Source organism: Streptomyces sp. NPDC088554, from assembly GCF_044752945.1.
Classification (GTDB): domain Bacteria; phylum Actinomycetota; class Actinomycetes; order Streptomycetales; family Streptomycetaceae; genus Streptomyces.
This window is the reverse complement of sequence record NZ_JBIVMF010000001.1, coordinates 418,306-443,178: the sequence shown is the minus strand read 5'-3', so window position 1 is coordinate 443,178 and position 24,873 is coordinate 418,306. Positions and strand designations below refer to the sequence as shown.

Sequence of the window (24,873 nt, the reverse complement as noted above, 5' to 3'; positions counted from 1 at the left end):
CTCATCGCAATCTCGACCTACTTCCAACTCGCGAGGTACCTGAACCGCACGGGGACCCGTGCCGTACTTCTTCCTACAGCGCTGTCCGCGCTGTGATCGCCTCGACGGCCCGGCGCAGCTCCGCACTGTCGAGCGGACCCTGGAGCCGGAAGGCCCGTGGGAACGCCCGGCGGCGGACCGCCAGATCGAGGCAGTTCAAGGCGGGATGCGTGTACGCACCCCGGCCGGGCAGCGTACCGCGTGGATCGGGAACACAGTGTTCGCCGATCACCACGATGCGCAGCAGATCGCTCTTGGCCGCTCGCTTCCGACAGCCCAGGCAGGTGCGCTCAGGGCAGGCGCGGTCGCTCGTCCGGCCAGACACCTTCAAGTCTACCTCCCCACGCCGACCTCACCCCTTTGGGGTAAGGCTCGAACGCTCAAACGTCAACGATGACTCCCGGATCGTTACCGACGGGTACCGCCATCACGGTCACCACGGTGATCGTTACGGTCCCGGTCGCCCCGGTCGCCCCGGTCGCGGTCGTCGCCGCGGTCGCGCTCGCCCTCCGGCAGCTCCGTGTCCGGGCGGATGTCGATGCGCCAGCCGGTGAGCCGGGCGGCGAGCCGGGCGTTCTGCCCTTCCTTGCCGATCGCCAGCGACAGCTGGTAGTCCGGCACGGTCACCCGGGCGGAGCGGGTCGCCATGTCCACGACCTCGACCTTGCTGACCCGGGCGGGCGACAGCGCGTTCGCGACCATGTCGGCCGGGTCGTCCGACCAGTCGACGATGTCGATCTTCTCGCCGAGCAGCTCGGCCATGACATTGCGCACACGCGCGCCCATCGGGCCGATGCAGGCGCCCTTGGCGTTGAGCCCGGACCGCGTCGAACGGACGGCGATCTTGGTGCGGTGCCCCGCCTCACGGGCGATGGCCGTGATCTCGACGGAGCCGTCGGCGATCTCGGGGACCTCCAGCGCGAAGAGCTTCTTCACCAGGTTGGGGTGGGTACGGGACAGCGTCACCGAGGGCCCGCGCACCCCCCTGGCCACGCGCACCACGTACGTACGCAGCCGGAGCCCGTGCGTGTACTCCTCGCCCGGCACCTGCTCCTGGACGGGCAGGATGGCTTCCAGCTTGTCGTCCAGCCTGACCAGGACGTTCTTCGGGTCCTTGCCCTGCTGGACCATGCCGGCCACCACATCGCCCTCGCGGCGCGCGTACTCGCCGAAGGTGACGTCGTTCTCGGCGTCCCGCAGCCGCTGCTGGATGACCTGGCGGGCGGTGGTGGCGGCGATCCGGCCGAAGTCCGACGGGGTGTCGTCGAACTCCTTGGGCTCCTGTCCCTCCTCCAGATCGGCCGGGTCCTCCTTGGCCCAGACCGTCACGTGCCCGTTGTCCCGGCTGAGCACGGCACGGGCGCGCCGATGGCTGCCCTCCGTGCGGTGGTAGGCGATGAGGAGGGCCGATTCGATCGCCTCGACCAGCAGATCGAAGGGGATCTCCTTCTCTTGTGCCAAGCCCTTCAGGAGCTTCACATCGATGTCCACGGCTACGCCTCCTCTTCCTTCTTGTCCTTGCGGTTGAACTCGATCTCCACACGCGCCTTGGTGATCTCCGTGAACGCGATCCGGCGGGCGGTGGGCTTGCGCCCCTTCACACCCGGCACTTCGAGATCGAGTCCCTCGTCGTCCACGCCGAGGATCCGGGCCACCAGCTCGTCGCCCTCGGTGGGCTGGATCCTGGCCAGCCTGCCGAGGGCGCGCAGATAGTGGCGGTGCTCGGTCAGCGGGCGTTCGGCGCCGGGGGAGGTCACTTCGAGCTGGTACTCGTCCTCGCCCATCACGTCCGTCTCGTCGAGCTTCTCGGAGATGGAGCGGCTCAGTTCGGCGCACTCGTCGAGGTCGACGCCCTCGTCGGAGTCGACCACGATCCTCAGCACACGACGCCTGCCTGCCCGGGACACCTCGATCTCTTCCAGATCAAGGTCTTTGGCGCTGACGAGCGGTTCCAGCAGTCCGCGCAGCCTCTCGCTCTGGGTGGTGCTCATCCGGGTGACTCCTCGGCCGCGTGTGCTGTTGTGGGATCGTCGTGTCTCGGATCAAAGGGTATCCGGTCCCGAGGGGTGTTGCCGTCCACGCGTGGATGACCCGCGGGTACGCTCGCCTGCGGTGATGATCATCGCAAAGTCCAAGGAGAGCGCGTGAGACGCGTGGGGCGCACGGGGACAACACGGCGGCACGCCCTCATGGCCGCGGGCGCGGGGGTGGCCGGTTTACTGGCCGCCTGCTCCTCGACGGGCTCTCCGGACGGGGGTGCGGCGGCCGCCTCGGCCGCGCGGGCCGCCCGGCTGGAGAGCGCGTTGCGGCGGCGGGCCGCGAGCGCCGGCCGGGAACTGCTGGTGCTGTACGACGCCGTACGGGAACGGCATCCCGCCCAGGACGCGCGGCTGGCGCCGCTGCGGGCGGCGGTCGCGCGGCAGGTGACGGCGCTGGTGCCGGGGTCGCGTACGCCGTCCGGTACGACGGAACCGTCCGGGGAACCGGACACCCGTTCCGGCAGACCGGAAAAACCTTCCGCCTCCCCGGTGGCGGCGGCCCCCGACCCCGTACCGGCCGACCCCTCCGAGGCGCTCAGGGCGCTGGCGGCGGCCGAGCGGCGGACCGGTGACGCGCACACCGCCGCGCTGATGGAGGCTCCCCCCGAACTGGCCCGGCTGCTGGCCTCGCTGGCCGCCGCGAGCGCCGCCCACGCGTATCTGCTGACGGAAGGGTCCCGCTCATGACCGCCGCGTCCGCCGCGAGCAGTGGTGCGCTGACCGCCACGCAGGCCGCGCTCGCCGCCGAGCACGCCGCCGTGTACGGGTACGGGGTCGTCGGCGGCCGGGTCGCCGGCGACCGCCGGGCCGAGGCGACCGCCGCGTACACCGCGCATCGCTCCCGGCGGGACGCGCTGGCCAGGGCCGTACGCGACCTGGGCGGCCGGCCCGTCGTCGCGGCGGCCGCGTACGCGCTGCCCTTCCCGGTCCCGGACTCCGCCGCGGCCGTACGGCTCGCCGCCGATCTGGAGGACCGGATCGCGGGCGTCTACTCCGATCTCGTACGGGCCACCGAGGGCCCGAGGCGGCGCGAGGCGGCGGACGCGCTGCGGGAGGCGGCGGTACGCGCGGTGCGGTGGCGCGGGAGCGGCGTAGCCTTTCCTGGGCTCGCCGAGCGTGCGTGAGCCCACCGCACAGGGAAGGGAGCCCGCAGGTCATGGATGGTGAACCGCCGCGGCGCCTGGTCCGCGCCCTGGGTGAGAGGTACGGGGAGAGCGCCGCCGCCGGATGGCTCGGGCGGCTGCCCGGGGCCGTCGCGGAGGCGGTCGGCGCGCACGGTCTGGCGACCGAGCGGGTGATCGCGCCGGGCGGCAGGAGTTCGCTGCTGCTGCTCGTCCGCCGACCCGACGGCTCACCGGCCGCGCTGAAGATCGCCCCGCCGTTCGCGGCCCCCGCCGAGGAGTGCGCGGCGCTGGCCCACTGGAACGGCTGGGGCGCGGTGGAACTCCTCGACCGCGCCGAACCCCCTGTCGACGGCGCGCTGTTGCTGGAGCGCCTCCACCCCGAGATGTCGCTGCGTTCCCTGCCCGAGGCGAAGGCGCTGCTGGAGGCGGCGGGCACGGTCCGGCGGCTCTGGGTCGAGCCGCCCGGGGACCACCCCTTCGAGACGGTGGCCGAGCGGACCGCCCGCCGGGCCGAGCCCCTGCGGGCGGCGGCGACGGCGGACGGCACGCTGGCGCCGCTGGTCTCCGCCGCGCTCACCGCCCGCGAGGAGCTGTGCGGCGCCCCCTCCCCCGAGTCCTTCCTCCTGCACGGCGCCTTCACCCAGGGCAAGGTCCTCGCCGGTGACCGCGCGCCCTGGCTCGCGGTCGGCCCGTCCCCCCTGGTCGGCGAACGCGCCTACGATCTGGCCCGGCTGGTCCCCGACCGCGTGGAGGACCTGGTGGCATCCGCCTCGGGCCCGTCCTCGGCCCGCCGCCGCGTCACCAGACTGGCCGACTACCTGGATCTGGACGCGGAGCGACTGCGCGGCTGGACAGTGTTCCGCGCGGTGGAATCGGCGGTACGGAACGGGCACGCGGGCCGCCGCCAGGACGCGGAACTCCTGCTGGAGTTCGCAGGCTGGCTGTAGCCGGGCCGCCTGCGCGGGCCGTGTCCCCCACCCGCCCCTTCCCGAACCAGGGGACGCCCTGGGCCCCGAGGCTTCGCCCGGCGGACGCGGGCCCCGCCCACCACTCCAGGCACTGGCCAAGGCCCCCCGGGGGCTCCGCAACGCTCGGGCCTCGCCCGCTCGACACGAGCCCAAGGTTCCTGTGGGACAGAACCCCCGACGGTAGGGCCCACTCGGTCCCGGAACACTCCCGAGGCGGAACACGCACCAGTTGGTGCCCTCTCCTGCGCCGAAGCCCCGGCGGGAGGAGCCGTCCTGTGCCCCCCGGGGCCTCTCGGCTCGGGTACGAGCCGGGGCCAAGCCCTCGGCAATCAGGCCCGCCCCATGAGGTGAAACCTCCCGCCGTGGTCCAAGCCTGGGCGAAACCTCCGCTCTGGCCAGGGCCGAGGCGAAGCCCCCGGCGGTCAGGCCCCGCCCCCTGGGACGAAGCCCACCCATCCCGCCCCACGGGCAGTCGGGGGCGAAACCTCCCCGCTCGGGCACAAGCCAAGACCGAACCCCCGGCAAACAAGCCCACCCCCGTGGGACGAAGCCCCACCCATCCCGCCCCACGGACAGTCGGGGGCGAAACCTCCCGACCGGGCCGGAGCCTGGGCCGAAGCCCTCGGCAAACAGGCCCGCCCCGTGAGGCGAAGCCCCACCCCGTGGGCCCGACCCGGGGCCGGAGCCCCCGCTCCCGGGGTCCAGGGGCGAGCCCCTGGTTCGGGAAGGGGCGGGGTGGGGAAAAGCCCCCGGCAGGCCCACCCGGGCCCCCGCCTCACGGGGTGCCCTCGCGGACCGGAGCGGCCGAGACGTCGCCGCCAGAGCCATCAAGGCCCCGGCAGAGGCCGTCAAGGCCACCCGGGCCGCCAGAGCCAAGCGCGCCGTCAAGGCCACCCGGGCCGCCAAGGGCAAGCGTGGCGTCAGGCCGTCAGGCGGGTTACCGCTTCCGCTACCGTCAGCTCCTCGCGTTCGCCCGTACGACGGTCCTTCAGTTCCAGGACGCCCTCCGCCGAGCGCCGGCCCGCGACCAGGATCTGCGGGACGCCGATCAGCTCGGCGTCCGTGAACTTCACGCCCGGGGAGACCCCGGGGCGCTCGTCGACCAGGACGCGCAGGCCCGCCGCCGCGAGCTGCTCGGAGACGTCGAGCGCCAGCTCCGTCTGGAGCGCCTTGCCCGCCGCGACGACGTGTACGTCCGCCGGGGCGATCTCGCGGGGCCAGCACAGGCCCTGCGCGTCGGCGCTCTGCTCGGCCAGCGCGGCCACGGCGCGGGAGACGCCGATGCCGTACGAGCCCATCGTCACCCGGACCGGCTTGCCCTGCTGGCCGAGTACGTCGAGCTGGAAGGTGTCCGCGTACTTGCGGCCGAGCTGGAAGATGTGGCCGATCTCGATCGCGCGGTCGAGCCTGAGCCCGGTGCCGCAGGACGGACAGGGGTCGCCCGCCTCGACGACGACCACGTCGAGGTAGTCGTCGACCTCGAAGTCACGGCCGACGACCACGTCACGGGCGTGCGTGCCCGGCTTGTTGGCGCCGGTGATCCACGAGGTGCCGGGCGCGATGCGCGGGTCGGCGATGTAGCGGATCTTGAGGCCCTGGGGGCCGACGTAGCCGCGTACGAGATCGGGCCGGTCCACGAAGTCCTCGGCCGTGACCAGCTCCACCACCGCGGGGGCCAGGTGCTCGCCGAGCTTGCCGAGGTCCACCTCGCGGTCGCCGGGGACGCCCACCGCGGTGATCTCGCCGTCGACCTTGACCAGCAGGTTCTTCAGCGTGGCGGAGGCCGGGACGCCGAGGTGCGCGGCGAGGGTCTCGATGGTCGGGGTGTCGGGGGTGTCCAGCTCCTCGACGGGGCCGTGCTCGGTGGCGACGGCCTCCGGGGCCTGGAAGGTCACGGCCTCCGTGTTGGCCGCGTAGTCGCAGGCGGGGCAGTCCACGAAGGTGTCCTCGCCCGCCGCGGCGGGCGCGAGGAACTCCTCGGACGCCGAGCCGCCCATCGCGCCGGAGACCGCCGAGACGATACGGAAGTCGAGGCCGATGCGGGCGAAGATCTTCTGGTAGGCGGCGCGATGCAGCCCGTACGACTCGACCAGGCCCTCGTCCGTGGTGTCGAAGGAGTACGAGTCCTTCATCTGGAACTCACGGCCGCGCAGCACACCGGAGCGCGGACGGGCCTCGTCGCGGTACTTCGTCTGGATCTGGTAGAGCATCACCGGCAGGTCCTTGTAGGACGTGCACTGGTCCTTGACCAGCTGGGTGAAGATCTCCTCGTGCGTCGGGCCGAGCAGATAGTCCGCGCCCTTGCGGTCCTTGAGGCGGAACAGCAGGTCGCCGTACTCGTCCCAGCGCCCGCTCACCTCGTACGGCTCCTTGGGCAGGAGCGCGGGGAGCAGCACTTCCTGGGCGCCGATCGCGTCCATCTCCTCGCGGACGACGCGCGAGATGTTGTCGAGGACCTTCTTGCCCAGCGGCAGCCAGCTCCAGATGCCGGCGGACGTACGGCGGACGTATCCGGCGCGGACGAGCAGCTTGTGGCTGAGGGTCTCGGCGTCCGCCGGGTCGTCGCGCAATGTCTTGACCATCAAACGGGACATGCGCTGGACCTGGGACATGGGGAGCACTCCTGCGTTCTGCGTTCTCTGGCTGTTGTGTCAGGAGGTTAGCCGGGGCGTGCGGGCAGGCGGAAATCAGTTGGGTACGGGGCCGGGCCTGCGCAGCGGCAGAGCGGCCCCCATCACGACGTACGGCTTGGGCGCGCTGGGGAAGTGGACCTGGCGGGCGAGGTCCGCGTAACCGAGCGAGCGGTACATCCGGCGGGCCGGGCTCTCGATGTCGATCGCGGAGAGGATCGAGCGCGGCTGTACGGCGCTGTCCGTGATCGTGGTGATCAGGGCGCGGCCGATGCCCCGGGCCTGGAACTCGGGGTGGACGTGGAGTTCGGTGATGACGAAGGAGTCGTCGAGCCAGCCGTCCGAGGCCGTGGGGTGCAGATACGGTTCGACGACCGTGGACCACCAGTGGGCACGGTTGTTGGGCATGCCGTACACGAATCCGACGAGCCGCCCGGACCCGGTGGTGGCGCCGAGGGCGCGGCAGCCGTACTGGAGGACATGGCGCAGGACGATATGGCGGCGCACCCCGACCTCGTCGTCGCTCAGCCCGAAGGCGAGGGCCTGCACGGCGAGCGCCTCGTCGACGCGTGCGGCGAGATCGACGGGACCTACCTGTACGTCGGGGGTCCGGGGGCCGCCTCCGGAGATGCTCAGCATGGCCGAACCCTACTGGTCGCCGGTCGCCGGGCACGGTCCATCAGAAGAGCACGCTCATGAACGCGCCCACCTCACGGAAGCCCACGCGGCGGTACGCGGCCCTCGCGGGGGTGTTGTAGTCGTTCACGTACAGGCTGACGACAGGCGCGACATCGGCCAGCGCGTACCGTACGACGGCGGCCATGCCGGACTCGGACAGGCCCCGGCCCCGGTACGCGGGGTCGACCCAGACCCCCTGGATCTGGCAGGCCGCGCGGGTGGCCGCGCCGATCTCGGCCTTGAAGACGACCCGGCCGTCCTCGATACGCGCGAACGAGCGCCCCGAGCCGACCAGTTCGGCCACGCGGGCCTGGTAGAGCAGCCCGCCGTCGCCCGCGAGGGGCGAGACGCCGACCTCCTCGGTGAACATGGCGACGCAGGCGGGCATCACGATGTCCAGCTCGTCCTTGCGGATCCGGCGGACGAAGGGGTCGGGCGCGACCGTGGTGGACAGCTGCTCGGTGACCATCAGCGGCTGGCGGGCGCGGATCTCGCGGGCGGGGCCCCAGTTCGGCTCCAGCAGCCGCCACAGCTGGGCGGTGGCCTCGGCCGGGCCGACTATGGAGGAGCAGCGGCGGCCGGTTCTGCGGGCGCGGTCCGCGAAGGCGCGCACGGCTTCGGGGGTGGCGCAGACGGGGACGAGATTGGCGCCCGCGTAGCAGAGCGAGCGCAGCCGCCCGTCCGTGTACCAGCCCCACATCTCGCCGCCGAGGCGCCAGGGGTCGAGCCCCGCGACCTGCACGCGGGACGTGACGAATGCGTTGGCGACGGGCTCGCTCTCCAGGATGGCGAGCGCGGCGCCGAGTTCGCTGGGTTCGAGGACCCGGGTGGTGGTCTGCGTCAACACGAGGGGGCCTCACCGTACGGCTGCTGATCTCCGCACTGTACCCGGCGACTCTGTGGTACGCCGCCCCTGGCGTCCAGATCCGGTATCGCCGCAGGCCGGAGCGCGGTTACGGCCGGTTACAGTCCGTTATGGGGAGGGGTCGGGAGGTATACCGAAACGGCTCGGAACGTACGACAGGTCCCGTGGCTGCCGACGACCGCCGCGGGACCTGTCACACGTACACCTCCAGGGATCAGCTGATGGAGACCTGGGGCTCGCCCGAGGCGATGCCGTCCTTCTCCATCTGCTCCGCGATCTTCAGGGCCTCCTCGATGAGGGTCTCGACGATCTTGGATTCGGGGACGGTCTTGATGACCTCGCCCTTCACGAAGATCTGGCCCTTGCCGTTGCCGGACGCGACACCGAGGTCGGCCTCACGCGCCTCACCCGGACCGTTGACCACACAGCCCATCACCGCCACCCGCAGCGGGACCTCCATGCCCTCCAGCCCCGCGGACACCTGGTCCGCCAGCTTGTACACATCCACCTGCGCCCGCCCGCAGGACGGGCACGAGACGATCTCCAGCCGGCGCTGCTTCAGGTTCAGCGACTCCAGGATCTGGATGCCGACCTTGACCTCCTCCGCCGGAGGGGCGGAGAGGGACACCCGGATCGTGTCGCCGATGCCCTCGGCCAGCAGCGCGCCGAACGCGACGGCCGACTTGATCGTCCCCTGGAAGGCGGGACCGGCCTCGGTGACGCCCAGGTGGAGGGGGTAGTCCGACTGCGCGGCGAGCTGACGGTACGCGTTGACCATGATCACCGGGTCGTTGTGCTTCACCGAGATCTTGATGTCGCGGAACCCGTGCTCCTCGAACAGCGACGCCTCCCACAGCGCCGACTCCACCAGCGCCTCGGGCGTCGCCTTCCCGTACTTCCGCAGCAACCGCGCGTCCAGCGATCCCGCGTTCACCCCGATACGAATCGGCGTGCCCGCGTCCCCCGCCGCCTTCGCGATCTCCTTCACCTTGTCGTCGAACTGCTTGATGTTCCCCGGATTCACCCGAACCGCCGCACACCCCGCGTCAATCGCCGCGAACACGTACTTCGGCTGGAAATGAATATCCGCGATCACCGGAATCTGTGACTTCCGCGCAATCACCGACAACGCGTCCGCGTCGTCCTGCGTCGGACACGCCACCCGTACGATCTGACACCCCGACGCCGTCAGCTCCGCGATCTGCTGGAGGGTCGCGCCCACATCGGACGTACGCGTCGTCGTCATCGACTGCACCGATACCGGCGCGTCCCCACCGACCGCCACCGACCCGACCTGGATCTGGCGGCTGACCCTTCGATCTGCGAGCTTCGCCGGAACGGACGGCATTCCGAGAGAAATTGCGGTCATCTGCTGTGCAACCCCAAGGTGGTGGAATCGAGGTCCCGAGATCGGCGGGCTCCAGCACCCGAGATTACGCCACCGCGCACGGCCCGAGCACATCCACGGGGGAAACCCTCCAACGGTGAGCGGCCGGACACGAAAGGTGTCCGGCCGCCATGAGCACCGGGGAACGGGAGTGATCAGCTGATCTTGACGGGGTTGAAGACGTCCGCGACCAGCACCAGCAGGGTGAAGCAGATGAAGACGCCCGCGACCACGTACGCGACCGGCATCAGCTTCGCCACATCGAACGGCCCCGGGTCGGGGCGCTTGAACAGCCGGGCCAGCCTGCGCCGTACGGACTCCCACAGCGCACCCGCGATATGCCCGCCGTCCAGGGGCAGCAGCGGCAGCATGTTGAAGAGGAAGAGCGAGAGGTTGAAGCCCGCGAGCAGGAACAGCATCATCGCGATCTGATTCTGCGCCGGGATGTCCAGCGTCATCACCTCGCCGCCGATCCGGGCCGCGCCGACCACGCCGACCGGCGAGTCGTCCTTGCGCGGGCCGTTGCCGACGGCCGCGTTCCACAGGTCGGGGATCTTGGAGGGGAGGGAGACGATCGAGTCGACGCCGTTCTCGATCATGTCCCCCATCCGGCCCACGGAGTCGGTGAAGGAGAGCGGGACGATCTCGGTGGCGGCGGCGAAGCCCAGATAGCCGGCCGGGACGTACTTGTCGGGGACGATCTCGCCCTTGGAGTCCTTCTCCGCCACCATGTTCTTGGCGAGAGTGGCCTGGAGGACCTGCTCCGTGCCGTCGCGGTCGACGGTGATGGTGGCGGGACCGATCGTCCCGCGGATCAGGTTGGAGAGCGTGGCCCAGTCCGCGACACGCTGTCCGTTGAAGGCGACGATCTTGTCGCCCTTCTTCAGTCCGGCCGCCTGCGCGGGCGAGACCGGGTCGCCCTTCTCGCAGGCGTTACGCTGCTCGCTCTGCGAGATCACGCACTTCTGTACGCCCGCGACCTGGGTGGTCTGGGTCTGGAAACCGAAGCTCATCGCCACGCCCATGAAGATCACGGTGGCGAGGATCAGATTCATGAACGGGCCCGCGAACATCACGATCACGCGCTTCCACGGCTTGCGCGTGTAGAAGAGCCGCTTCTCGTCGCCGGGCTCCAGCTCCTCGTAGGCGGCGGAGCGCGCGTCCTCTATCATCCCGCGCCACGGCGAGGTGGACCGTGCCTCGATCCGGCCGTCCGCGCCCGGCGGGAACATCCCGATCATGCGGATGTAGCCGCCCATCGGGATCGCCTTGATCCCGTACTCCGTGTCGCCCTTCTTGCGCGACCAGAGGGTCGGCCCGAAGCCCACCATGTACTGCGGCACCCTGATGCCGAACATCTTGGCCGTGGAGAGATGGCCCAGTTCGTGCCAGGCGATGGAGAAGAGCAGCCCGGCGGCAAAGACAAGGATGCCGAGGACCGTCAACAGAATCGTCATGCGCGAGCCTCCGCTGGCTGTTCTTCACCGAATGTGGCTGCTGTCTCACGAGCGCGGGCGCGGGCCCAGCTCTCTGCTTCGAGGACGTCCGCCACGGTGAGCGAGGTTCCCTCGCCCACCCTCGATCCCGAGACATGTTCCGCGACGACCTCGGTGACCGTATCCATGATGCCGTTGAACGGCAGCCGACCCGCCAGGAACGCCTCGACGCACTCCTCGTTCGCGGCATTGAACACCGCGGGGGCCGTGCCGCCCAGGGTACCGACGTGCCGGGCGAGCCCCACCGACGGGAAGGCTTCGGTGTCGAGCGGGAAGAACTCCCAGGTCGAAGCCTTGGTCCAGTCGAAGGCCGGCGCCGCGTCCGGCACCCGCTGCGGCCAGCCGAGACCGATGGCGATCGGTCCGCGCATATCGGGCGGGGTCGCCTGGGCCAGGGTCGAGCCGTCGTTGAATTCCACCATCGAGTGAACATACGACTGAGGGTGGACGACCACCTCAATACGTTCGAAGGGAATGTCGTAGAGGAGGTGCGCCTCGATCACTTCGAGGCCCTTGTTCACCAGGGTCGCGGAGTTGACCGTGATCACCGGGCCCATGGCCCAGGTGGGGTGCGCGAGGGCGTCCTCCCTGGTGACCCCGGCCAGCTCGGCCCGCGTACGGCCGCGGAAGGGCCCACCCGACGCCGTCACCACGAGCTTGCGCACCTCGGAGCGGGTCCCGGCGGCCAGCGCCTGGAAGATCGCGGCGTGCTCGGAGTCGACGGGGATGATCTGGCCGGGCTTCGCCACGGCCTTGACCAGCGGCCCGCCGACGATCAACGACTCCTTGTTGGCGAGCGCGAGCGTCCGGCCCGCCGTGAGGGCGGCGAGGGTGGGGGCGAGCCCGATGGAGCCGGTGATGCCGTTGAGCACGGTGTGGCAGTCGGAGCCCGCCAGCTCGGTGGCCGCGTCGGGCCCGGCGAGGATCTCGGGGAGCGGCTCGCCCGTCCCGTACCGCGCGCCGAGTGCCTCCCGCAGCGCGGGGACCGTCTCCTCGCGCGCGACCGCGACGGTACGGACCCGCAGCCGCCGCGCCTGGTCGGCGAGCAGCTCGGGGCGTCCGCCCGCGGCGGAGAGCGCGGTGATGCGGAAGCGGTCGGGGTGACGGAGGACCAGGTCTATGGCCTGCGTGCCGATGGATCCGGTGGAGCCGAGGACGACGATGTCACGGCGACCTTCGAACGGATCGAAGGCGATGTGTGGATCGGCGAGAGGGGCTTGGCTGTCACTCATGCCCCCATTCTTGCCTCATCGGTGAGACCTTCCGACAACATTCCCTCCCCAGGAGCCTCCCCTCTGCGTCCGGGGCCCGCCCTGCGTCCGGGGCCCGCGCTCACCTCGCGGCCCGGAACTTCTGCCACTGGGCGCGGACGAGGTCGTCGGGGACTCCCCCGACATCCTCGGTACCGAGGATCTCGGCGCGGAAGGAGAGCGTGGTGGAGCCCGACCGTACGACGGTCAGATACTCGTACAGCTTGAGTACGCCTTTGACATCGCGCACCGTGAAGCGGTACGCCGTGGCCTCGTCCCCCACGTCCGGCGCCCGGTCCGGCTCCACCTTCAGATACGCCGCCCGCGCCGTCGCCCGCACCTCCGTGAACCCGTCCGCGCACTCCCGCCCGGCCTCGCGCAGCGCCGACATCACCCCGGCCGCGCCCCCGTCGGCGTACGAACGCAGTTGTACGGAGACGGTGACGCCCAGCGTCCCACCGGGGACCTCGGCCCTGCGGTGGACCTCGGCGGCGGGCTCGAACGCGGTGGCGCCCCCGGCCAGGCTGACGAGGGGCTGGCAGACGGCGGGCTCCGCGGTGTAGTCCTCGCCGAGGGGCGCGCCGAGGGCGTACTCGGAAACGGTGTACCGGCCGACCCGCTCGCCGTCGGTGAGGGACGCGGCGGTCAGCAGCGCCTGACCGAGGGGCGCGGGCGGGGCGGGGACTGCGGAGGCCGACGCCTTGCCGTCGACGGTGGCGCCGTCCCGGTCGCCCTCCCCGCTGCACCCGCCCGCCCCCACGAGCACCACCCCGGCCACCACCCACGCGCCCACGCCCCGCAGGCCCGCGGCCTTCCCGTACCTGAACACTCTTGCCCCCGTCGTGAGTTCATCGCGCTCGGCTACTGATTGTGCGCCATTTCGCGCCGGGGGCCGGGATGGGCGCGGCGGACACAGTCACCGGCCGGGGGACCGCACCGCCGTTCAGCGGATCGGGCGGTGCACGTTCTCCCGTGTCGAGGAACCCGGGGTCGCGTCCGCGATCCAGGGGCCGTCGTCGCTCGGGTCGATGATGCCCGCCTCCAGCCAGGTATACGTACCGGCCAGGACGCCGTCCACGACCTTGCGGTCGAGGTCGTCGGTGTTGGACCAGAGCCGGGTGAACAGTTCCTCGACGCGGATACGGGCCTGTCGGCAGAAGGCGTCGGCCAGTTGGTACGCCTCGCGGCCGTGGTCCCCTTGCGTGCGCAGCAGTTCGGCGCGGACGCAGGCCGCGCTCATCGCGAACAGTTCGGCGCCGATGTCGACGATCCGGCCGAGGAAACCCTGCTTGGTCTCCAGCCGGCCCTGCCAGCGCGACATGGCGTAGAAGGTGGAGCGGGCGAGTTTACGCGCGGCTCGTTCCACGTACCGCAGGTGTACGGCGAGATCCGGGTATCCCGTGGGGTGGAACTCCGCGTACGAGCCGGGCAGTTGGCCGGGGCCCGCGACCAGTTTCGGCAGCCAGCGGGCGTAGAACCCGCCCGCCCGCGCCCCCGCTCTCGCCTTGTCCGAGAGGGACTTGTCGGGGTCGATGATGTCCCCGGCCACCGCGAGATGCGCGTCCACGGCCTCGCGTGCGATCAGCAGGTGCATGATCTCCGTGGAGCCCTCGAAGATCCGGTTGATCCGCAGATCGCGGAGCATCTGCTCGGCGGGGACGGCCCGTTCGCCTCGGGCGGCCAGTGAATCGGCGGTCTCGAAGCCGCGGCCGCCCCGGATCTGGACGAGTTCGTCGGCCATCAGGCAGCCCATCTCGGAGCCGTACAGCTTGGCCAGGGCCGCTTCGATGCGGATGTCGTTGCGGTCCTCGTCGGCCATCTGGGAGGCCAGGTCCACGACCGCCTCCAGCGCGAACGTGGTGGCCGCGATGAACGAGATCTTCGCGCCCACCGCCTCGTGGCGGCCGACCGGCTTGCCCCACTGTTCGCGCGCCGCCGACCATTCGCGGGCGATCTTCAGGCACCACTTGCCCGAGCCGACGCACATCGCGGGCAGCGAGAGCCGTCCGGTGTTGAGGGTGGTCAGGGCGATCCTGAGACCGGCGCCCTCGGCGCCGATGCGGTTCGCCGCCGGGACCCTGACCCGGTGGAAGCGGGTCACACCGTTCTCCAGGCCGCGCAGCCCCATGAAGGCGTTGCGGTGTTCGACCGTGATCCCCGGGGAGTCCGCCTCGACGACGAACGCCGTGATGCCGCCCTTCCCGCCGTCCGTCTTCGGCACCCGGGCCATCACCACCAGCAGATCGGCGACGACCCCGTTGGTGGTCCACAGCTTCACCCCGTCGAGGATGTACGCGTCACCGTCCGGTACGGCCGTCGTCGCCAGCCTGGCCGGGTCGGAGCCCACATCCGGCTCGGTGAGCAGGAAGGCGGAGATGTCGGTACGGGCCAGCCGCGGCAGGAAGGTGTCCTTCTGCTCCTGGGTGCCGAAAATCTTGAGCGGCTGGGGTACGCCGATCGACTGATGTGCCGAGAGCAGCGCGCCGACGGCGGGACTGGCGGAACCGATCAGTGCGAGCGCCTTGTTGTAGTACACCTGGGTGAGGCCGAGCCCGCCGTACTTCGTATCGATCTTCATACCGAGCGCGCCCAGCTCCCTGAGGCCGTTGATCACCTCGTCGGGGATCCTGGCCTCGCGCTCGATCAGCGCGCCGTCGACACGCGTACGGCAGAACTCGCGCGCCTTCGCGAGGAACTCCTCACCCCTTCTGACATCCTCGGGCGCCGGCAGCGGGTGCGGATGGACGAGGTCGAGGCGGAAGCGGCCGAGGAACAGTTCCTTGGCGAAGCTCGGCTTGCGCCAGCCCTGCTCACGAGCGGCCTCGGCGACCTGACGCGCCTCCCGCTCGGAGACCTTGGGCGATGTCCCGGGTGGGGGATCACCCATGGAGGAGGACGGTGCTGAAGAGGCTGATGGGGCGGACATGAGGAGCTCACCTCGCCGCGGCGTCGGGGTCCGGTGATGTTTTCACCGGTTGATCCAATTGATCCGGTTGATCGGGTTGATCGGGTTGATTTCGACGGGCACCACATCATCGGCGCCACGCATCGGCACTACTCGTCCGTATTTACCCGATCCCCGCCGCCCGCACCAGTCGTGGGGCCCGTACCGGCTGTGGAGCCCCCTACCGGCCGTGGAGCCTCCGGCGCGTACCGGAGGCTCCGCACAACCGGACGGCTTCTACAGGTCCAGGCCCGTCAGCACCAGCACGCGCTCGTACGTGTAGTCCTCCATCGCGAACCGGACGCCCTCGCGCCCCACCCCGGACTGCTTGGCGCCGCCGTACGGCATCTGGTCGGCGCGGTACGACGGGACGTCACCGATGATCACACCGCCGACCTCCAGCGCGCGGTGGGCGCGGAACGCGGTCTGCAGGTCATGGGTGAACACCCCGGCCTGGAGCCCGTACTTCGACTCGTTCACCGCGCGGAACGCCTCCGCCTCGCCCGCCACCCGGCGGAGCGTGAGGACCGGTCCGAAGACCTCCTCGCGGGCGAGGCTGGTGGCGTCGGGAACCTCGGACAGGACGGTCGGCGTGTAGGACGCCCCGTCCCGCTTGCCTCCGGTGAGCAGCCGGGCACCCGCCCGTACCGCCTCCTCCACCCACGACTCGACCCGCTTGGCCGCGTCCTCGCTGACCAGCGGCCCCACATCGGTGGTGGCGTCGGCGGGGTCGCCGGTGCGCTGTGCCTCGACGGCGGCGACGATCTTCGGTACCAGCCGGTCGTACACCGAGGCGTCCGCGATCACGCGCTGTACGGAGATGCAGGACTGGCCGCCCTGGTAGTTCGAGAACGTGGCGATCCTGGTCGCCGCCCGGTCCAGGTCCTGCTCGCTCGCGTAGTCCGCGAGGACGACGGCCGCGCCGTTGCCGCCCAGCTCCAGCGTGCAGTGCTTGCGCGGGACGGAGTCCATGATCGCGTAACCGACCTTGTCGGAGCCGGTGAAGGAGATCACCGGCAGCCGCTCGTCCTGGACGAGCGCGGGCATCCGGTCGTTCGGCACCGGCAGTACGGACCAGGAGCCGGCCGGCAGGTCGGTCTCGCCCAGCAGCTCGCCGAGGAGCAGCCCGGACAGCGGGGTCGCCGGGGCGGGCTTGAGGATGATCGGGGCGCCCGCCGCGATGGCCGGGGCGATCTTGTGGGCGCAGAGGTTGAGCGGGAAGTTGAACGGCGCGATCCCGAGGACGGCGCCGCGCGGGAAGCGGCGCGTCAGCGCGAGCCGGCCGGCGCCGCCCGCGTCGGTGTCGAGGCGCTGGGCGTCGCCGCCGTTGAACCGGCGCGCCTCCTCGGCGGCGAACCGGAAGACGGAGACGGCGCGGCCGACCTCGCCGCGGGCCCACTTCATCGGCTTGCCGTTCTCCGCCGAGATCAGCAGGGCGATCTCCTCGGTGCGCTCGGCGAGCCTGCGCGAGACATGGTCGAGGGCCGCGGCCCGTACGTGCGCGGGCGTCCCGGCGAACTCCTCCAGCACGGCGTGCGCCGCCGCGACGGCCTCCTCGATCTGGGCGTCGGTCGGTACGGAGACGGTGCCGACGAGCCTGCCGTCCCAGGGCGAGGTGACCTCGAAGGTGTCCTCACCGGTGGCCTGGCGGCCGGCCAGCCAGAAAGCGTGGGTGGAAGTCATGGTGAGTCCGGGCCCTTCGAAAGAGACGGGGGTGTCGGTACCCACGGTAGGCGTGCGGGGGCGGCTGGGGTTTTGTCCGGGGTGGAGTGGTGGGGCGCGGTGTCTGCTACATGATGGTGCTGTCGCTGTACGGGACGGGGGCTGCCTCCCTCCCGTACGGGCGACCGGGCCGCTCCCGTACGGCGACGGGCCGGGCTCCCCGCCTCAGGCCGGGCCGCCCGTCGTCTTCAGGGCCAGCCACAGCTCCATCCGTACATCCGGATCGTCCAGCGAGCGCCCCAGGATCTCCTCGACGCGGCGCATCCGGTAGCGGAGGGTGTGCCGGTGGACGCCCAGGTCGGCGGCGGCCGCGTCCCACTGGCCGTGGTGGGAGAGCCAGGCGCGCAGGGAGGCGACGAGGTCACCGCGGCCCTTGGCGTCGTGTTCGTGGAGGGCGCGGAGCATGCCGTCGGCGAAGGCGCGGACGGCGTCGTCGGCGAGGAGGGGAACGATGGATCCGGCGGCGAGTTCCTCGTGTTCGACCAGGGCGCGGCCCCGGCGGCGGGCCACGGTCAGGGACTGTTCGGCCTGTCTGTAGGCGCCCGCGGTGGCGATGGGGCCGGTCGGCGCGGAGAGGCCGATGGCGACGCCCGCCTCGGCGGCGTCCCGGCGGGCGTAGCCCTCGCAGGCGGTGACCACCGCGCCGCCGTCCACGGCCAGCACCACCAGCCGTTCGTCGCTCTCGGGGACCACGAGCAGCGACTCGCCCACCCGCGCGCCCGCCGCCTCCAGCGCTTCGGTGAGCAGGTGGAGGGGGTGCTCGGCGAGGGGGCCGGGCGGCGCCGGTACGGCCTCGGCGATCAGCAGCCGGAAGGGCGCGTCGAGCAGACCGCCGTACAGATCGCCCGCCACCGCCCGCGCGTGGTCGGGCTGCCCGGACAGGAGCATCCGCAGGACCGCCGCGCCGAGGCGCTGCTCCGCGAGCTGGAGGGCGCGGGAGCGCTCGGTGGTCAGGGTCAGCAGGGCGATGGCGGACTGTACGGCGTACCGCTCGGCGGTGCCCAGGGCCGCGCCCGTACCGATGGCGAGGGCTCCGCGTACGCGCCGGCCGGTGCCCAGGGACTGGAGTTCGACGCGGTCGTCGGCGTTGTCGGCATTGTCGGTGTTGTCGGTGTTGTCGGTACCGGCGTCGGCCGCTTCGTCGGCGTCGGCCGGGGAGCCCGCGCCGACCACCGCGCTCGCGGGCGCGGGCCGCTCGCGCAGCCGCTCGACCTCGGCGGTGAGCCGGGCGGCGCGGCGGGCGGCCCACTCGGGCGCGGCGGCGACGACGGTGCCGGACGCGTCGTACAGGGCGGCCCAGCCGTCGATGTGCGCGGCGAGCCTGGCCAGCAGGGCGGCGGGCCCTTCGGTGAGCGCCGCGCGGGTCAGTTCGCGCTGGGCCTCGAAGCCCTCGGTCACCGCGCGGTACTGGTCGGCGGCGAGGGCGCCCGACACGGCTTTGCCGATGGCGAGGAAGGGCGTGCGCCGGGGTACGCCCAGCAGGGGCAGCGCCGCCTCGCGCGCCGCCTCGACGAGCGCGTCCGGGATGGCCTCGTAGTTCACCCCGATGGCGAAGCCGAGCCCGACGACCCCGGCGTCCACCAGCCTGCGTACGTACCGCCGCATCTCCTCGCGGTCCTCGGCGGCCAGGGTCGTGGCGGTGACGAGGAGCAGCTCGCCGCCTTCCATGTACGGCACGGGGTCGGCCAGTTCACTGGCGTGGACCCAGCGCACGGGCGTACGCAGCCGGTCCTCCCCCGCGTGCACGGAGAGGTTGAGCGCCGAGTGCTGGAGGAGCCAGGCGAGGGTGGGCGGCATGGGGGAACCGTAGGGCCTTCGGAGATGGCGGGGCGGGGCGGTCCGGCCCGTGGGCGAATGCGCCGTCCCGCAGGAACGGCGTACCCCGAATTCTGCCATCGCGTCCGACCGGAATGGTGCGCTTGTACGATTGACCCGGGCGCGCCTGTACGGCCAGGTCCCCGCGCCCACACCTGCGCGCCCCGGCCCCGCGCCGGTCGTACGGGCGGTCAGCCGTCCAGGTCCACCAGCAGCGGTGGCGTGTGCTCGCCACGTACCGTCCGCAGGGAGAGCACCGCGTGGCCCGCCGGGACGGAGTTCGCCAGTTCGGATGCGGACCACCGCTCGCGCTCGACCTGGCGCACGGTCACGGCGTCGGTGGTGACGGCCCTGCCGGTGACGAGCTTGCGCAGGGCATGCAGGGCCCGGGTGAACGGCTGGTCGGCGAAGACGGTGTGCCGGGCGACCTCGCGGGTCTCCACCCACTCCTTGCCCCAGGACTCGGCGAAGCGCTTGCCGTCCCAGGTGGTGACGCCGGGGAAGGACATGTGGCAGCCGACCGCGCCGAGGAGCGCGGTGTGCAGCCCCTCCGCCACATCGTCGATGGTCCGCAGCGCGAGCACGGCGCCCGCGTTCACGGACCGGAGCCGGCGTACGCCCCTGACGGTCTCCGGGGTGAGGGTGTGCGTGGCGTCGTCGAGGACCAGGCAGACGAAGAGCGAACGGTCCGTACGGGCCGCCGCGACCGCCGTGAACTGCGCGAGGATCAGCCGGGCGAGCAGCCGGGACGCCTCCGCCTGACCGCGCTCGGGCAGATCGATCCGTACCCGTACGGGCGCCTGCTCCACGGAGCGCAGCGAGAAGGCGCGGGTGTCCGGTCCGGTCCGGAAGAACCCGGCGAACGCGGGCCGGTCGAGCAGCGCGATCCGGTCGGAGAGCAGCGGTCCCGGATCGCCCGCGCTGCCCGCCTGCCGGGCGCGCGCGTCCAGCTCGCGGAGCATCGGCCGCTGACCGGCCGCCCCGAGCGCCGCCCGCAGTGCCGCGAGCGCCGCGGGCGCGCCGTCGAGCAGTTCCCGCAGGTCGGGTACGGCGGGGAAGCGGCCGTGGGCCGCGTGGTACGGGCCGAGCAGCTGGGCCAGCGCGGCGGCCGCGCGCCTGCTGTCCACGGTGGCGAGGTCGCCGACCAGGCCCTCCGCGAGGACGGAGGCCGCCTCGTCCGGGTCGGTGGTCCCCGCGTACAGGTCGAAGTCGTGGCGTGATCCCGGATCACCGATCCGGATGACGACGTCGTACGCGTTGTCGTGACCCAGCGGGGTGCCCGTCGCGCCGACCGCGACGACGGCGGCCTGTCCGGCGAGCGCCTGGAGGGCGAGGGACTCGACGACGGGCCCCACCAGCCTCCCCGACTTGCCGGTCCCCGGGGGACCGACCGCCAGCAGGGAGGTGCCCAGCAGCGCGGGGTCGAGGGCGAGCCCGGAGCCCCGGCGCTCGTAGGGGTTGTGCGGGTCGTCGGCACAGCGGCCGATCCGGACCTGGCCGGTCAGCAGATCGTGCCGGGCGGCCCGCCGGGGCAGGTCGCGGGCGCCGGAGGGGTGGGTGAGGGCGGCGGCGCCCTGGCGCAGGACCGCGTCGGTGAAGGGGCGGATACGTTCGGGGCGGTCCCGCGCGCCGGCCCAGGCGTGGCGCAGCCGTACGCAGTCCACGTCGTTCATCCGGCCGGTCCTGGCCTCGGCGGTCAGCGTGTCGGCGGCGTCCGTCTCGCCCGCCGCCCGCAGCTCGGGCCACTCGGCGGGGGACGGCCCGGGGGCCGGGGCGCCGGCGGGCAGCGGGGCCGCGCGGAACCGGGCCGCCCACAGCCCGCGCCAGTTGCCCAGCCGGGCGAACGGCCACAGAACGGCCGCGCTGATCAGTACGTAGATCACATTCACCACGCCCTGGCTCTGGAACAGCTCACCGCCCGCGATCCAGACCACCACGATCAGGACGGGCCTGGCGACCGGCACCGTCTCCTTCCACACCAGCAGCAGCGCCAGCGCGCCCAGCAGCGCGGTGACCCCGGCGAGGAAGGGCTGTCCCCGGCTCACGACATGGCGCCGGAACAGCTCGGCCCAGTTGCCCATCCGGGCGCAGAAGTAGACCAGCACACCGAAGAGGAGCGCCTCGTACACGACGACGGCTTCGCCGGCCTCGCGCGTCCTCGGTCCGCCGAAGCTGCCCGCGTACCACCAGTCGCCCGGGGTGAAGAGCTTCAGGGGGACCAGCCGGTACGGGATGTAGCCGTTGCGCCAGAGCGCCCAGATCAACGTGGTGATCAGCGCGGAGATCAGCACACCGACGATCAGCGCTCGGTCGGGAACCCCTTCGGGCTTCTCCGGCGGACGCGGCGTGTGGCCGTACCGCCACACGCCGGGCTCGCGCGCCGGGCGCGGGGCGCGCAGCCACTCGACGAACGAGGAGGACGCGCCGGGGGCGTACGCGGGCCGGGGCGGCGGCTGCGGCGGGGGCGCGGCGGGGCGCGGCACCGGGTTGGCCCGTGTACCCCGCGAGTCGTGCGTGCCGTCGGTGTCCATTGGTACTCCTGCCCCCTGCGCCGTCACCCGTTGTCCGCCCTCAATGTATTGCCATACCAACGGCGTTCACGGGGTACGCACCGGCTCGCACGCCCCGGGACGCCACCGCACTCCCGCCCGCCCTGTCCACCACGGACAACGACACGCGGCGAGCACTCCCGAACGGCGCATGCCCGGTCCCCCTCCGCCGCCCTAGCCTGCGATAAAACCCCGATGACCCCCGGATCCCCCCGGGGCTGTCCCCGAGCCCGCCCGGACACACCCCGGACCACCCCCCTGCCTACCCAGGAGCCCTTCATGACCGCTGTTCCGCAGGAGCGCCGACTCGTCACCGCCATCCCCGGTCCCAAGTCCCAGCAGCTCCAGGCCCGCCGTGCCGCCGTGGTCGCCGCCGGGGTGGGATCCGTACTGCCCGTCTTCACCGCGCGCGCGGGCGGCGGGATCCTGGAGGACGTGGACGGCAACCGGCTGATCGACTTCGGTTCCGGTATCGCCGTGACCTCGGTGGGCGCCAGCGCCGAGGCCGTCGTGCGCCGGGCCGCCGCCCAGCTCGCGGACTTCACCCACACCTGTTTCATGGTCACGCCGTACGAGGGGTACGTCGAGGTCTGCGAGCAGCTCGCGGAGCTGACCCCGGGCGACCACGCCAAGAAGTCCGCGCTGTTCAACTCGGGCGCCGAGGCCGTCGAGAACGCCGTGAAGATCGCCCGCGCGTACACCAAGCGCCAGGCGGTCGTGGTCTTCGACCACGGCTATCACGGCCGTACGAATCTGACGATGGCGCTGACCTCGAAGAACATGCCGTACAAGAACGGCTTCGGCCCGTTCGCGCCGGAGGTCTACCGGATGCCGATGGCCTACGGCTACCGCTGGCCGACCGGTCCCGAGAACTGCGGCCCGGAGGCGTCCGCGCAGGCCATCGACCAGATCAGCAAGCAGATCGGTGCCGCGAACGTCGCCGCGATCATCGTCGAGCCGGTGCTCGGCGAGGGCGGGTTCATCGAGCCGGCCAAGGGCTTCCTGCCGGCTCTGGCGACGTTCGCGAAGGACAACGGGATCGTGTTCGTGGCGGACGAGATCCAGTCCGGCTTCTGCCGCACCGGCCAGTGGTTCGCGTGCGAGGACGAGGGCGTCGTACCCGATCTGATCACCACGGCCAAGGGCATCGCGGGCGGTCTGCCGCTCGCCGCCGTCACCGGCCGCGCCGAGATGATGGACGCGGCGCACGCCGGCGGACTCGGTGGTACGTACGGCGGGAACCCGGTGGCCTGTGCCGGCGCGCTCGGCTCCATCGAGACGATGAAGGAGCTGGACCTCGCCGCGAAGGCCCGCCGTATCGAGACGGTCATGAAGACGCGGCTCTCCGCCCTCCAGGAGAAGTACGACGTGATCGGCGACGTCCGGGGCCGTGGCGCGATGATCGCGATCGAGCTGGTGAGGGACCGGTCCACCAAGGAGCCCGCCCCGGAGGCGACGGCCGCACTGGCCAAGGCGTGCCACGCGGCGGGGCTGCTGGTCCTGACCTGCGGTACGTACGGCAATGTGCTGCGCTTCCTGCCGCCGCTGGTGATCGGGGAGGACCTGCTGAACGAGGGCCTGGACATCATCGAGGAGGGACTCGCCGGACTCTGATCACCACCGGCGTACGCCGGGGTGGCGAAGGAGCGATCCCGGTCCGTGGCGGCCCTTCCCCGGTTCACGTCGGCCGAATCGGCCGGTGAACCGGGGGAATGGTGAATCCCACCGACACACCCGTCAGGCACTGTGAAGAACGTGTGCGAGGGCGATGGCGGGAGGCCGTTGTGGCTGTTGGCCGCTCCTCCCCTGACGTACGGTTTTCCCAGATGAGAGATACACCCCGCTCGCAGGAGACTGCGGGCGAAACCGATGCGGGGCATCCCCAGCGCCGCTTCGGTTGTGCCTTCGCGCACACTGTTGGAGCCTCTGGCTCCGGATCTCCTCACCGATCGGATGGCCGCCCGCCCCAAACCCCCCGGGGCGCGCGGGTCCCGGTCAGCACGGCCGCCCCGGAACTACCCCCCCTGTTCCCGGGCGGCCGACTTCTTTTCCCCCGAGGTCGTACTCGATTCTCCCGAGGTCGCACACGATGATCCTCGCCCCTGCCCTCTGCGCGGTGCTCTTCGCCCTGGTCACCTGGCAGGTCGCGGACGGCGGACCGGTGCGCGCCGCCGACGAGCGCCTCGGTCTCGCGCTCGCCGGGCACGGCCCCCGGCCCCTCACGGAGTTCCTCGCCGATCTCGGCGGCACGGCGGTGGCGCTGCCCGTCCTGGCCGTCGCCATCGGGTACGCGCTGTGGCGCGGCCCATGGGCACGGGCGCTGGCGGCCGGGGCCGCGATGGCCGCGGTGCCCGTCCTGGTCGTACCGCTCAAGCTCTGGATCGACCGGCCGGGCCCGCTCACCGACGCCACCGGCTACTACCCGTCGGGGCACACGGCCACGGCGATGGTCGCGTACGGGGCCGCCGCCCTGCTGCTCGCCCCGTACGCGGGAGCGCGCAGGACGGTGCCCGTCGCCGCCCTGCTGACCGTGGCGACGGGCATCGGGCTGGTCCTGCGCGGCTACCACTGGCCGCTGGACGTCCTCGGCAGCGTGCCGCTGTGCGCGATGGTGCTGATCGCGCTGGAACGGACGCTGCGCGCACTGGACTTCCGGCAGCGGCGGGCCGCCGGCCGGGATCTCCCCGAGGACTCCCGGGGCACGTTCCCGGCGGACTCCTAGCCGGCCCTGCCCCCGGCGGACTTCCAGCCGGCCCCCGTCCCCGGCGGACTCCTGGTCAGGCCCCTCCCGGCGGGCTCCTCAGACCCCGTCCCCGGCCGCCATCACCGCCGCCGCCTCGTGCATCGCCAGCTCCAGCAGCGTCGCGTCCGTGAGCGTGCCCGAGCCGTCCGGCGGGACCAGCCAGCGCACACCGCCGCAGGCCCGGCCCGGGTACGGGACCACGATCCAGGTGCCGGCGCCCGCGCCCCGCACCCCCGTACCGATCCACCGCTCCACCGTGCCCGGCTGCACGAAGAAGCCCATCCGGGAGTCGCCGAAGTCGGCGAGCACCGGCCCCGGGCGGTCGACGAGCCCGCTCAGCACGTCCAGCGTCGGATAGCCCAGCACCCCGGGCAGGATCAGCACGTCCCAGAGCTTGCCCGCCGGCAGGAGCGCCACCCCCAGGGTGCCGCGCTCCCACTCCCACCGGCAGACGTCCGGATCCGGCGCCACCGAGACCAGCCACTCCACCGCACTCTTTACCCCCGCGCCCGCCATCGGCCCGGCCTCCCGTTCCTGTGGTGGGACCGTCGCCCTGCTGGACAGTCCGTCCATGGGGAGAAGGGGAAGAGGCCCGTCGATGACGCGGGTTCCGCCACCACTCGA

20 protein-coding genes are annotated in these 24,873 nt (G+C 72.1%); 5 read left to right on the top strand and 15 right to left on the bottom strand.

Annotated elements, in window-relative coordinates; all coding sequences use genetic code 11:
- Window positions 1-73 precede the first annotated feature (73 nt).
- The 3 genes from ACIP8W_RS01835 to rimP all read right to left on the bottom strand — a co-directional run bounded on the left by ACIP8W_RS01835 (window position 74) and on the right by rimP (window position 2,030).
- Window positions 74-364 carry a YlxR family protein gene (locus tag ACIP8W_RS01835; RefSeq protein WP_401954078.1) on the bottom strand — a complete coding sequence of 97 codons (291 nt, stop codon included), beginning with the start codon at window positions 362-364 and terminating at the stop codon, window positions 74-76.
- Window positions 365-447: 83 nt separating this feature from the next.
- Complete coding sequence (gene nusA, locus ACIP8W_RS01830) at window positions 448-1,530, bottom strand: transcription termination factor NusA (RefSeq protein ID WP_402148318.1); 1,083 nt, start codon at window positions 1,528-1,530, stop codon at window positions 448-450.
- Window positions 1,531-1,532: 2 nt separating this feature from the next.
- The gene (gene rimP, locus ACIP8W_RS01825; RefSeq protein WP_401953580.1) at window positions 1,533-2,030 is read right to left on the bottom strand and encodes a ribosome maturation factor RimP; all 498 of its coding nucleotides are present in this window, start codon (window positions 2,028-2,030) and stop codon (window positions 1,533-1,535) included.
- A 153-nt stretch (window positions 2,031-2,183) separates the two neighbouring features.
- On the opposite strand from rimP, the gene ACIP8W_RS01820 reads away from it, so the two are divergent.
- From ACIP8W_RS01820 to ACIP8W_RS01810, 3 genes are read left to right on the top strand one after another with little or no spacing between them, the layout of a single operon-like run.
- Entirely contained in the window at window positions 2,184-2,765 is a 582-nt protein-coding gene (locus tag ACIP8W_RS01820) for a hypothetical protein (protein ID WP_401953583.1), read from the top strand.
- Window positions 2,762-3,202: a ferritin-like domain-containing protein gene (locus ACIP8W_RS01815; RefSeq protein WP_401953585.1), complete on the top strand. Its 441-nt coding sequence runs from the start codon at window positions 2,762-2,764 to the stop codon at window positions 3,200-3,202. The genes ACIP8W_RS01820 and ACIP8W_RS01815 overlap by 4 nt, the downstream gene beginning before the upstream one ends.
- A gap of 32 nt (window positions 3,203-3,234) precedes the next feature.
- Window positions 3,235-4,149 (top strand): aminoglycoside phosphotransferase family protein, encoded by a 915-nt coding sequence (locus ACIP8W_RS01810; RefSeq protein ID WP_401953588.1) that lies wholly within the window; start codon window positions 3,235-3,237, stop codon window positions 4,147-4,149.
- A gap of 941 nt (window positions 4,150-5,090) precedes the next feature.
- On the opposite strand, the gene ACIP8W_RS01805 is transcribed toward ACIP8W_RS01810, so the two are convergent.
- The 11 genes from ACIP8W_RS01805 to ACIP8W_RS01755 form a co-directional block, all read right to left on the bottom strand.
- Entirely contained in the window at window positions 5,091-6,782 is a 1,692-nt protein-coding gene (locus tag ACIP8W_RS01805; protein ID WP_401953590.1) for a proline--tRNA ligase, read from the bottom strand.
- Window positions 6,783-6,857: 75 nt separating this feature from the next.
- Complete coding sequence (locus ACIP8W_RS01800) at window positions 6,858-7,439, bottom strand: GNAT family N-acetyltransferase (protein ID WP_401953593.1); 582 nt, start codon at window positions 7,437-7,439, stop codon at window positions 6,858-6,860.
- A 40-nt stretch (window positions 7,440-7,479) separates the two neighbouring features.
- Complete coding sequence (locus tag ACIP8W_RS01795; RefSeq protein ID WP_401953595.1) at window positions 7,480-8,325, bottom strand: GNAT family N-acetyltransferase; 846 nt, start codon at window positions 8,323-8,325, stop codon at window positions 7,480-7,482.
- A 232-nt stretch (window positions 8,326-8,557) separates the two neighbouring features.
- The gene (gene ispG, locus ACIP8W_RS01790) at window positions 8,558-9,712 is read right to left on the bottom strand and encodes a flavodoxin-dependent (E)-4-hydroxy-3-methylbut-2-enyl-diphosphate synthase (RefSeq protein ID WP_401953598.1); all 1,155 of its coding nucleotides are present in this window, start codon (window positions 9,710-9,712) and stop codon (window positions 8,558-8,560) included.
- A 173-nt stretch (window positions 9,713-9,885) separates the two neighbouring features.
- On the bottom strand, window positions 9,886-11,187 hold the full coding sequence (locus ACIP8W_RS01785; protein WP_401953601.1) for a M50 family metallopeptidase: 1,302 nt from the start codon (window positions 11,185-11,187) through the stop codon (window positions 9,886-9,888).
- A complete protein-coding gene (dxr, locus tag ACIP8W_RS01780) occupies window positions 11,184-12,458 on the bottom strand; it encodes a 1-deoxy-D-xylulose-5-phosphate reductoisomerase (RefSeq protein ID WP_402152514.1) in 1,275 nt (424 codons plus the stop codon). Before dxr ends, ACIP8W_RS01785 begins: the two co-directional genes overlap by 4 nt.
- A gap of 100 nt (window positions 12,459-12,558) precedes the next feature.
- Window positions 12,559-13,305 carry a hypothetical protein gene (locus ACIP8W_RS01775; protein WP_402152512.1) on the bottom strand — a complete coding sequence of 249 codons (747 nt, stop codon included), beginning with the start codon at window positions 13,303-13,305 and terminating at the stop codon, window positions 12,559-12,561.
- Window positions 13,306-13,419: 114 nt separating this feature from the next.
- Complete coding sequence (locus ACIP8W_RS01770; protein ID WP_401953610.1) at window positions 13,420-15,363, bottom strand: acyl-CoA dehydrogenase family protein; 1,944 nt, start codon at window positions 15,361-15,363, stop codon at window positions 13,420-13,422.
- A gap of 294 nt (window positions 15,364-15,657) precedes the next feature.
- Window positions 15,658-17,103, bottom strand: coding sequence for an aldehyde dehydrogenase family protein (locus ACIP8W_RS01765; protein ID WP_401953612.1), 1,446 nt, complete (start codon window positions 17,101-17,103; stop codon window positions 15,658-15,660).
- Between the two features lie 204 nt (window positions 17,104-17,307).
- The gene (locus ACIP8W_RS01760) at window positions 17,308-18,939 is read right to left on the bottom strand and encodes a PucR family transcriptional regulator (protein WP_402201596.1); all 1,632 of its coding nucleotides are present in this window, start codon (window positions 18,937-18,939) and stop codon (window positions 17,308-17,310) included.
- A 209-nt stretch (window positions 18,940-19,148) separates the two neighbouring features.
- On the bottom strand, window positions 19,149-21,488 hold the full coding sequence (locus tag ACIP8W_RS01755; protein WP_402201595.1) for an ATP/GTP-binding protein: 2,340 nt from the start codon (window positions 21,486-21,488) through the stop codon (window positions 19,149-19,151).
- 297 nt (window positions 21,489-21,785) lie between these two features.
- On the opposite strand from ACIP8W_RS01755, the gene gabT reads away from it, so the two are divergent.
- Both gabT and ACIP8W_RS01745 read left to right on the top strand, forming a co-directional pair.
- Window positions 21,786-23,120, top strand: a complete 1,335-nt coding sequence (gene gabT, locus ACIP8W_RS01750; protein WP_402201594.1) for a 4-aminobutyrate--2-oxoglutarate transaminase — start codon at window positions 21,786-21,788, stop codon at window positions 23,118-23,120.
- 475 nt (window positions 23,121-23,595) lie between these two features.
- Complete coding sequence (locus tag ACIP8W_RS01745; RefSeq protein ID WP_402153108.1) at window positions 23,596-24,228, top strand: phosphatase PAP2 family protein; 633 nt, start codon at window positions 23,596-23,598, stop codon at window positions 24,226-24,228.
- Window positions 24,229-24,306: 78 nt separating this feature from the next.
- Here ACIP8W_RS01745 and ACIP8W_RS01740 read toward each other — a convergent pair whose 3' ends face one another.
- Entirely contained in the window at window positions 24,307-24,765 is a 459-nt protein-coding gene (locus ACIP8W_RS01740; RefSeq protein WP_401954080.1) for a hypothetical protein, read from the bottom strand.
- Window positions 24,766-24,873: the final 108 nt, after the last annotated feature.

Coding starts and splice junctions, on each gene's coding strand:
- rimP (WP_401953580.1), bottom strand. CDS start 2,030: ATGAGCACCACCCAGAGCGAGAGGCTGCGCGGACTGCTGGAACCGCTC.
- ACIP8W_RS01815 (WP_401953585.1), top strand. CDS start 2,762: ATGACCGCCGCGTCCGCCGCGAGCAGTGGTGCGCTGACCGCCACGCAG.
- ACIP8W_RS01810 (WP_401953588.1), top strand. CDS start 3,235: ATGGATGGTGAACCGCCGCGGCGCCTGGTCCGCGCCCTGGGTGAGAGG.
- ACIP8W_RS01805 (WP_401953590.1), bottom strand. CDS start 6,782: ATGTCCCAGGTCCAGCGCATGTCCCGTTTGATGGTCAAGACATTGCGC.
- ACIP8W_RS01800 (WP_401953593.1), bottom strand. CDS start 7,439: ATGCTGAGCATCTCCGGAGGCGGCCCCCGGACCCCCGACGTACAGGTA.
- ispG (WP_401953598.1), bottom strand. CDS start 9,712: ATGACCGCAATTTCTCTCGGAATGCCGTCCGTTCCGGCGAAGCTCGCA.
- ACIP8W_RS01785 (WP_401953601.1), bottom strand. CDS start 11,187: ATGACGATTCTGTTGACGGTCCTCGGCATCCTTGTCTTTGCCGCCGGG.
- dxr (WP_402152514.1), bottom strand. CDS start 12,458: ATGAGTGACAGCCAAGCCCCTCTCGCCGATCCACACATCGCCTTCGAT.
- ACIP8W_RS01770 (WP_401953610.1), bottom strand. CDS start 15,363: ATGGGTGATCCCCCACCCGGGACATCGCCCAAGGTCTCCGAGCGGGAG.
- ACIP8W_RS01765 (WP_401953612.1), bottom strand. CDS start 17,103: ATGACTTCCACCCACGCTTTCTGGCTGGCCGGCCGCCAGGCCACCGGT.
- ACIP8W_RS01760 (WP_402201596.1), bottom strand. CDS start 18,939: ATGCCGCCCACCCTCGCCTGGCTCCTCCAGCACTCGGCGCTCAACCTC.
- ACIP8W_RS01755 (WP_402201595.1), bottom strand. CDS start 21,488: ATGGACACCGACGGCACGCACGACTCGCGGGGTACACGGGCCAACCCG.
- gabT (WP_402201594.1), top strand. CDS start 21,786: ATGACCGCTGTTCCGCAGGAGCGCCGACTCGTCACCGCCATCCCCGGT.
- ACIP8W_RS01745 (WP_402153108.1), top strand. CDS start 23,596: ATGATCCTCGCCCCTGCCCTCTGCGCGGTGCTCTTCGCCCTGGTCACC.
- ACIP8W_RS01740 (WP_401954080.1), bottom strand. CDS start 24,765: ATGGCGGGCGCGGGGGTAAAGAGTGCGGTGGAGTGGCTGGTCTCGGTG.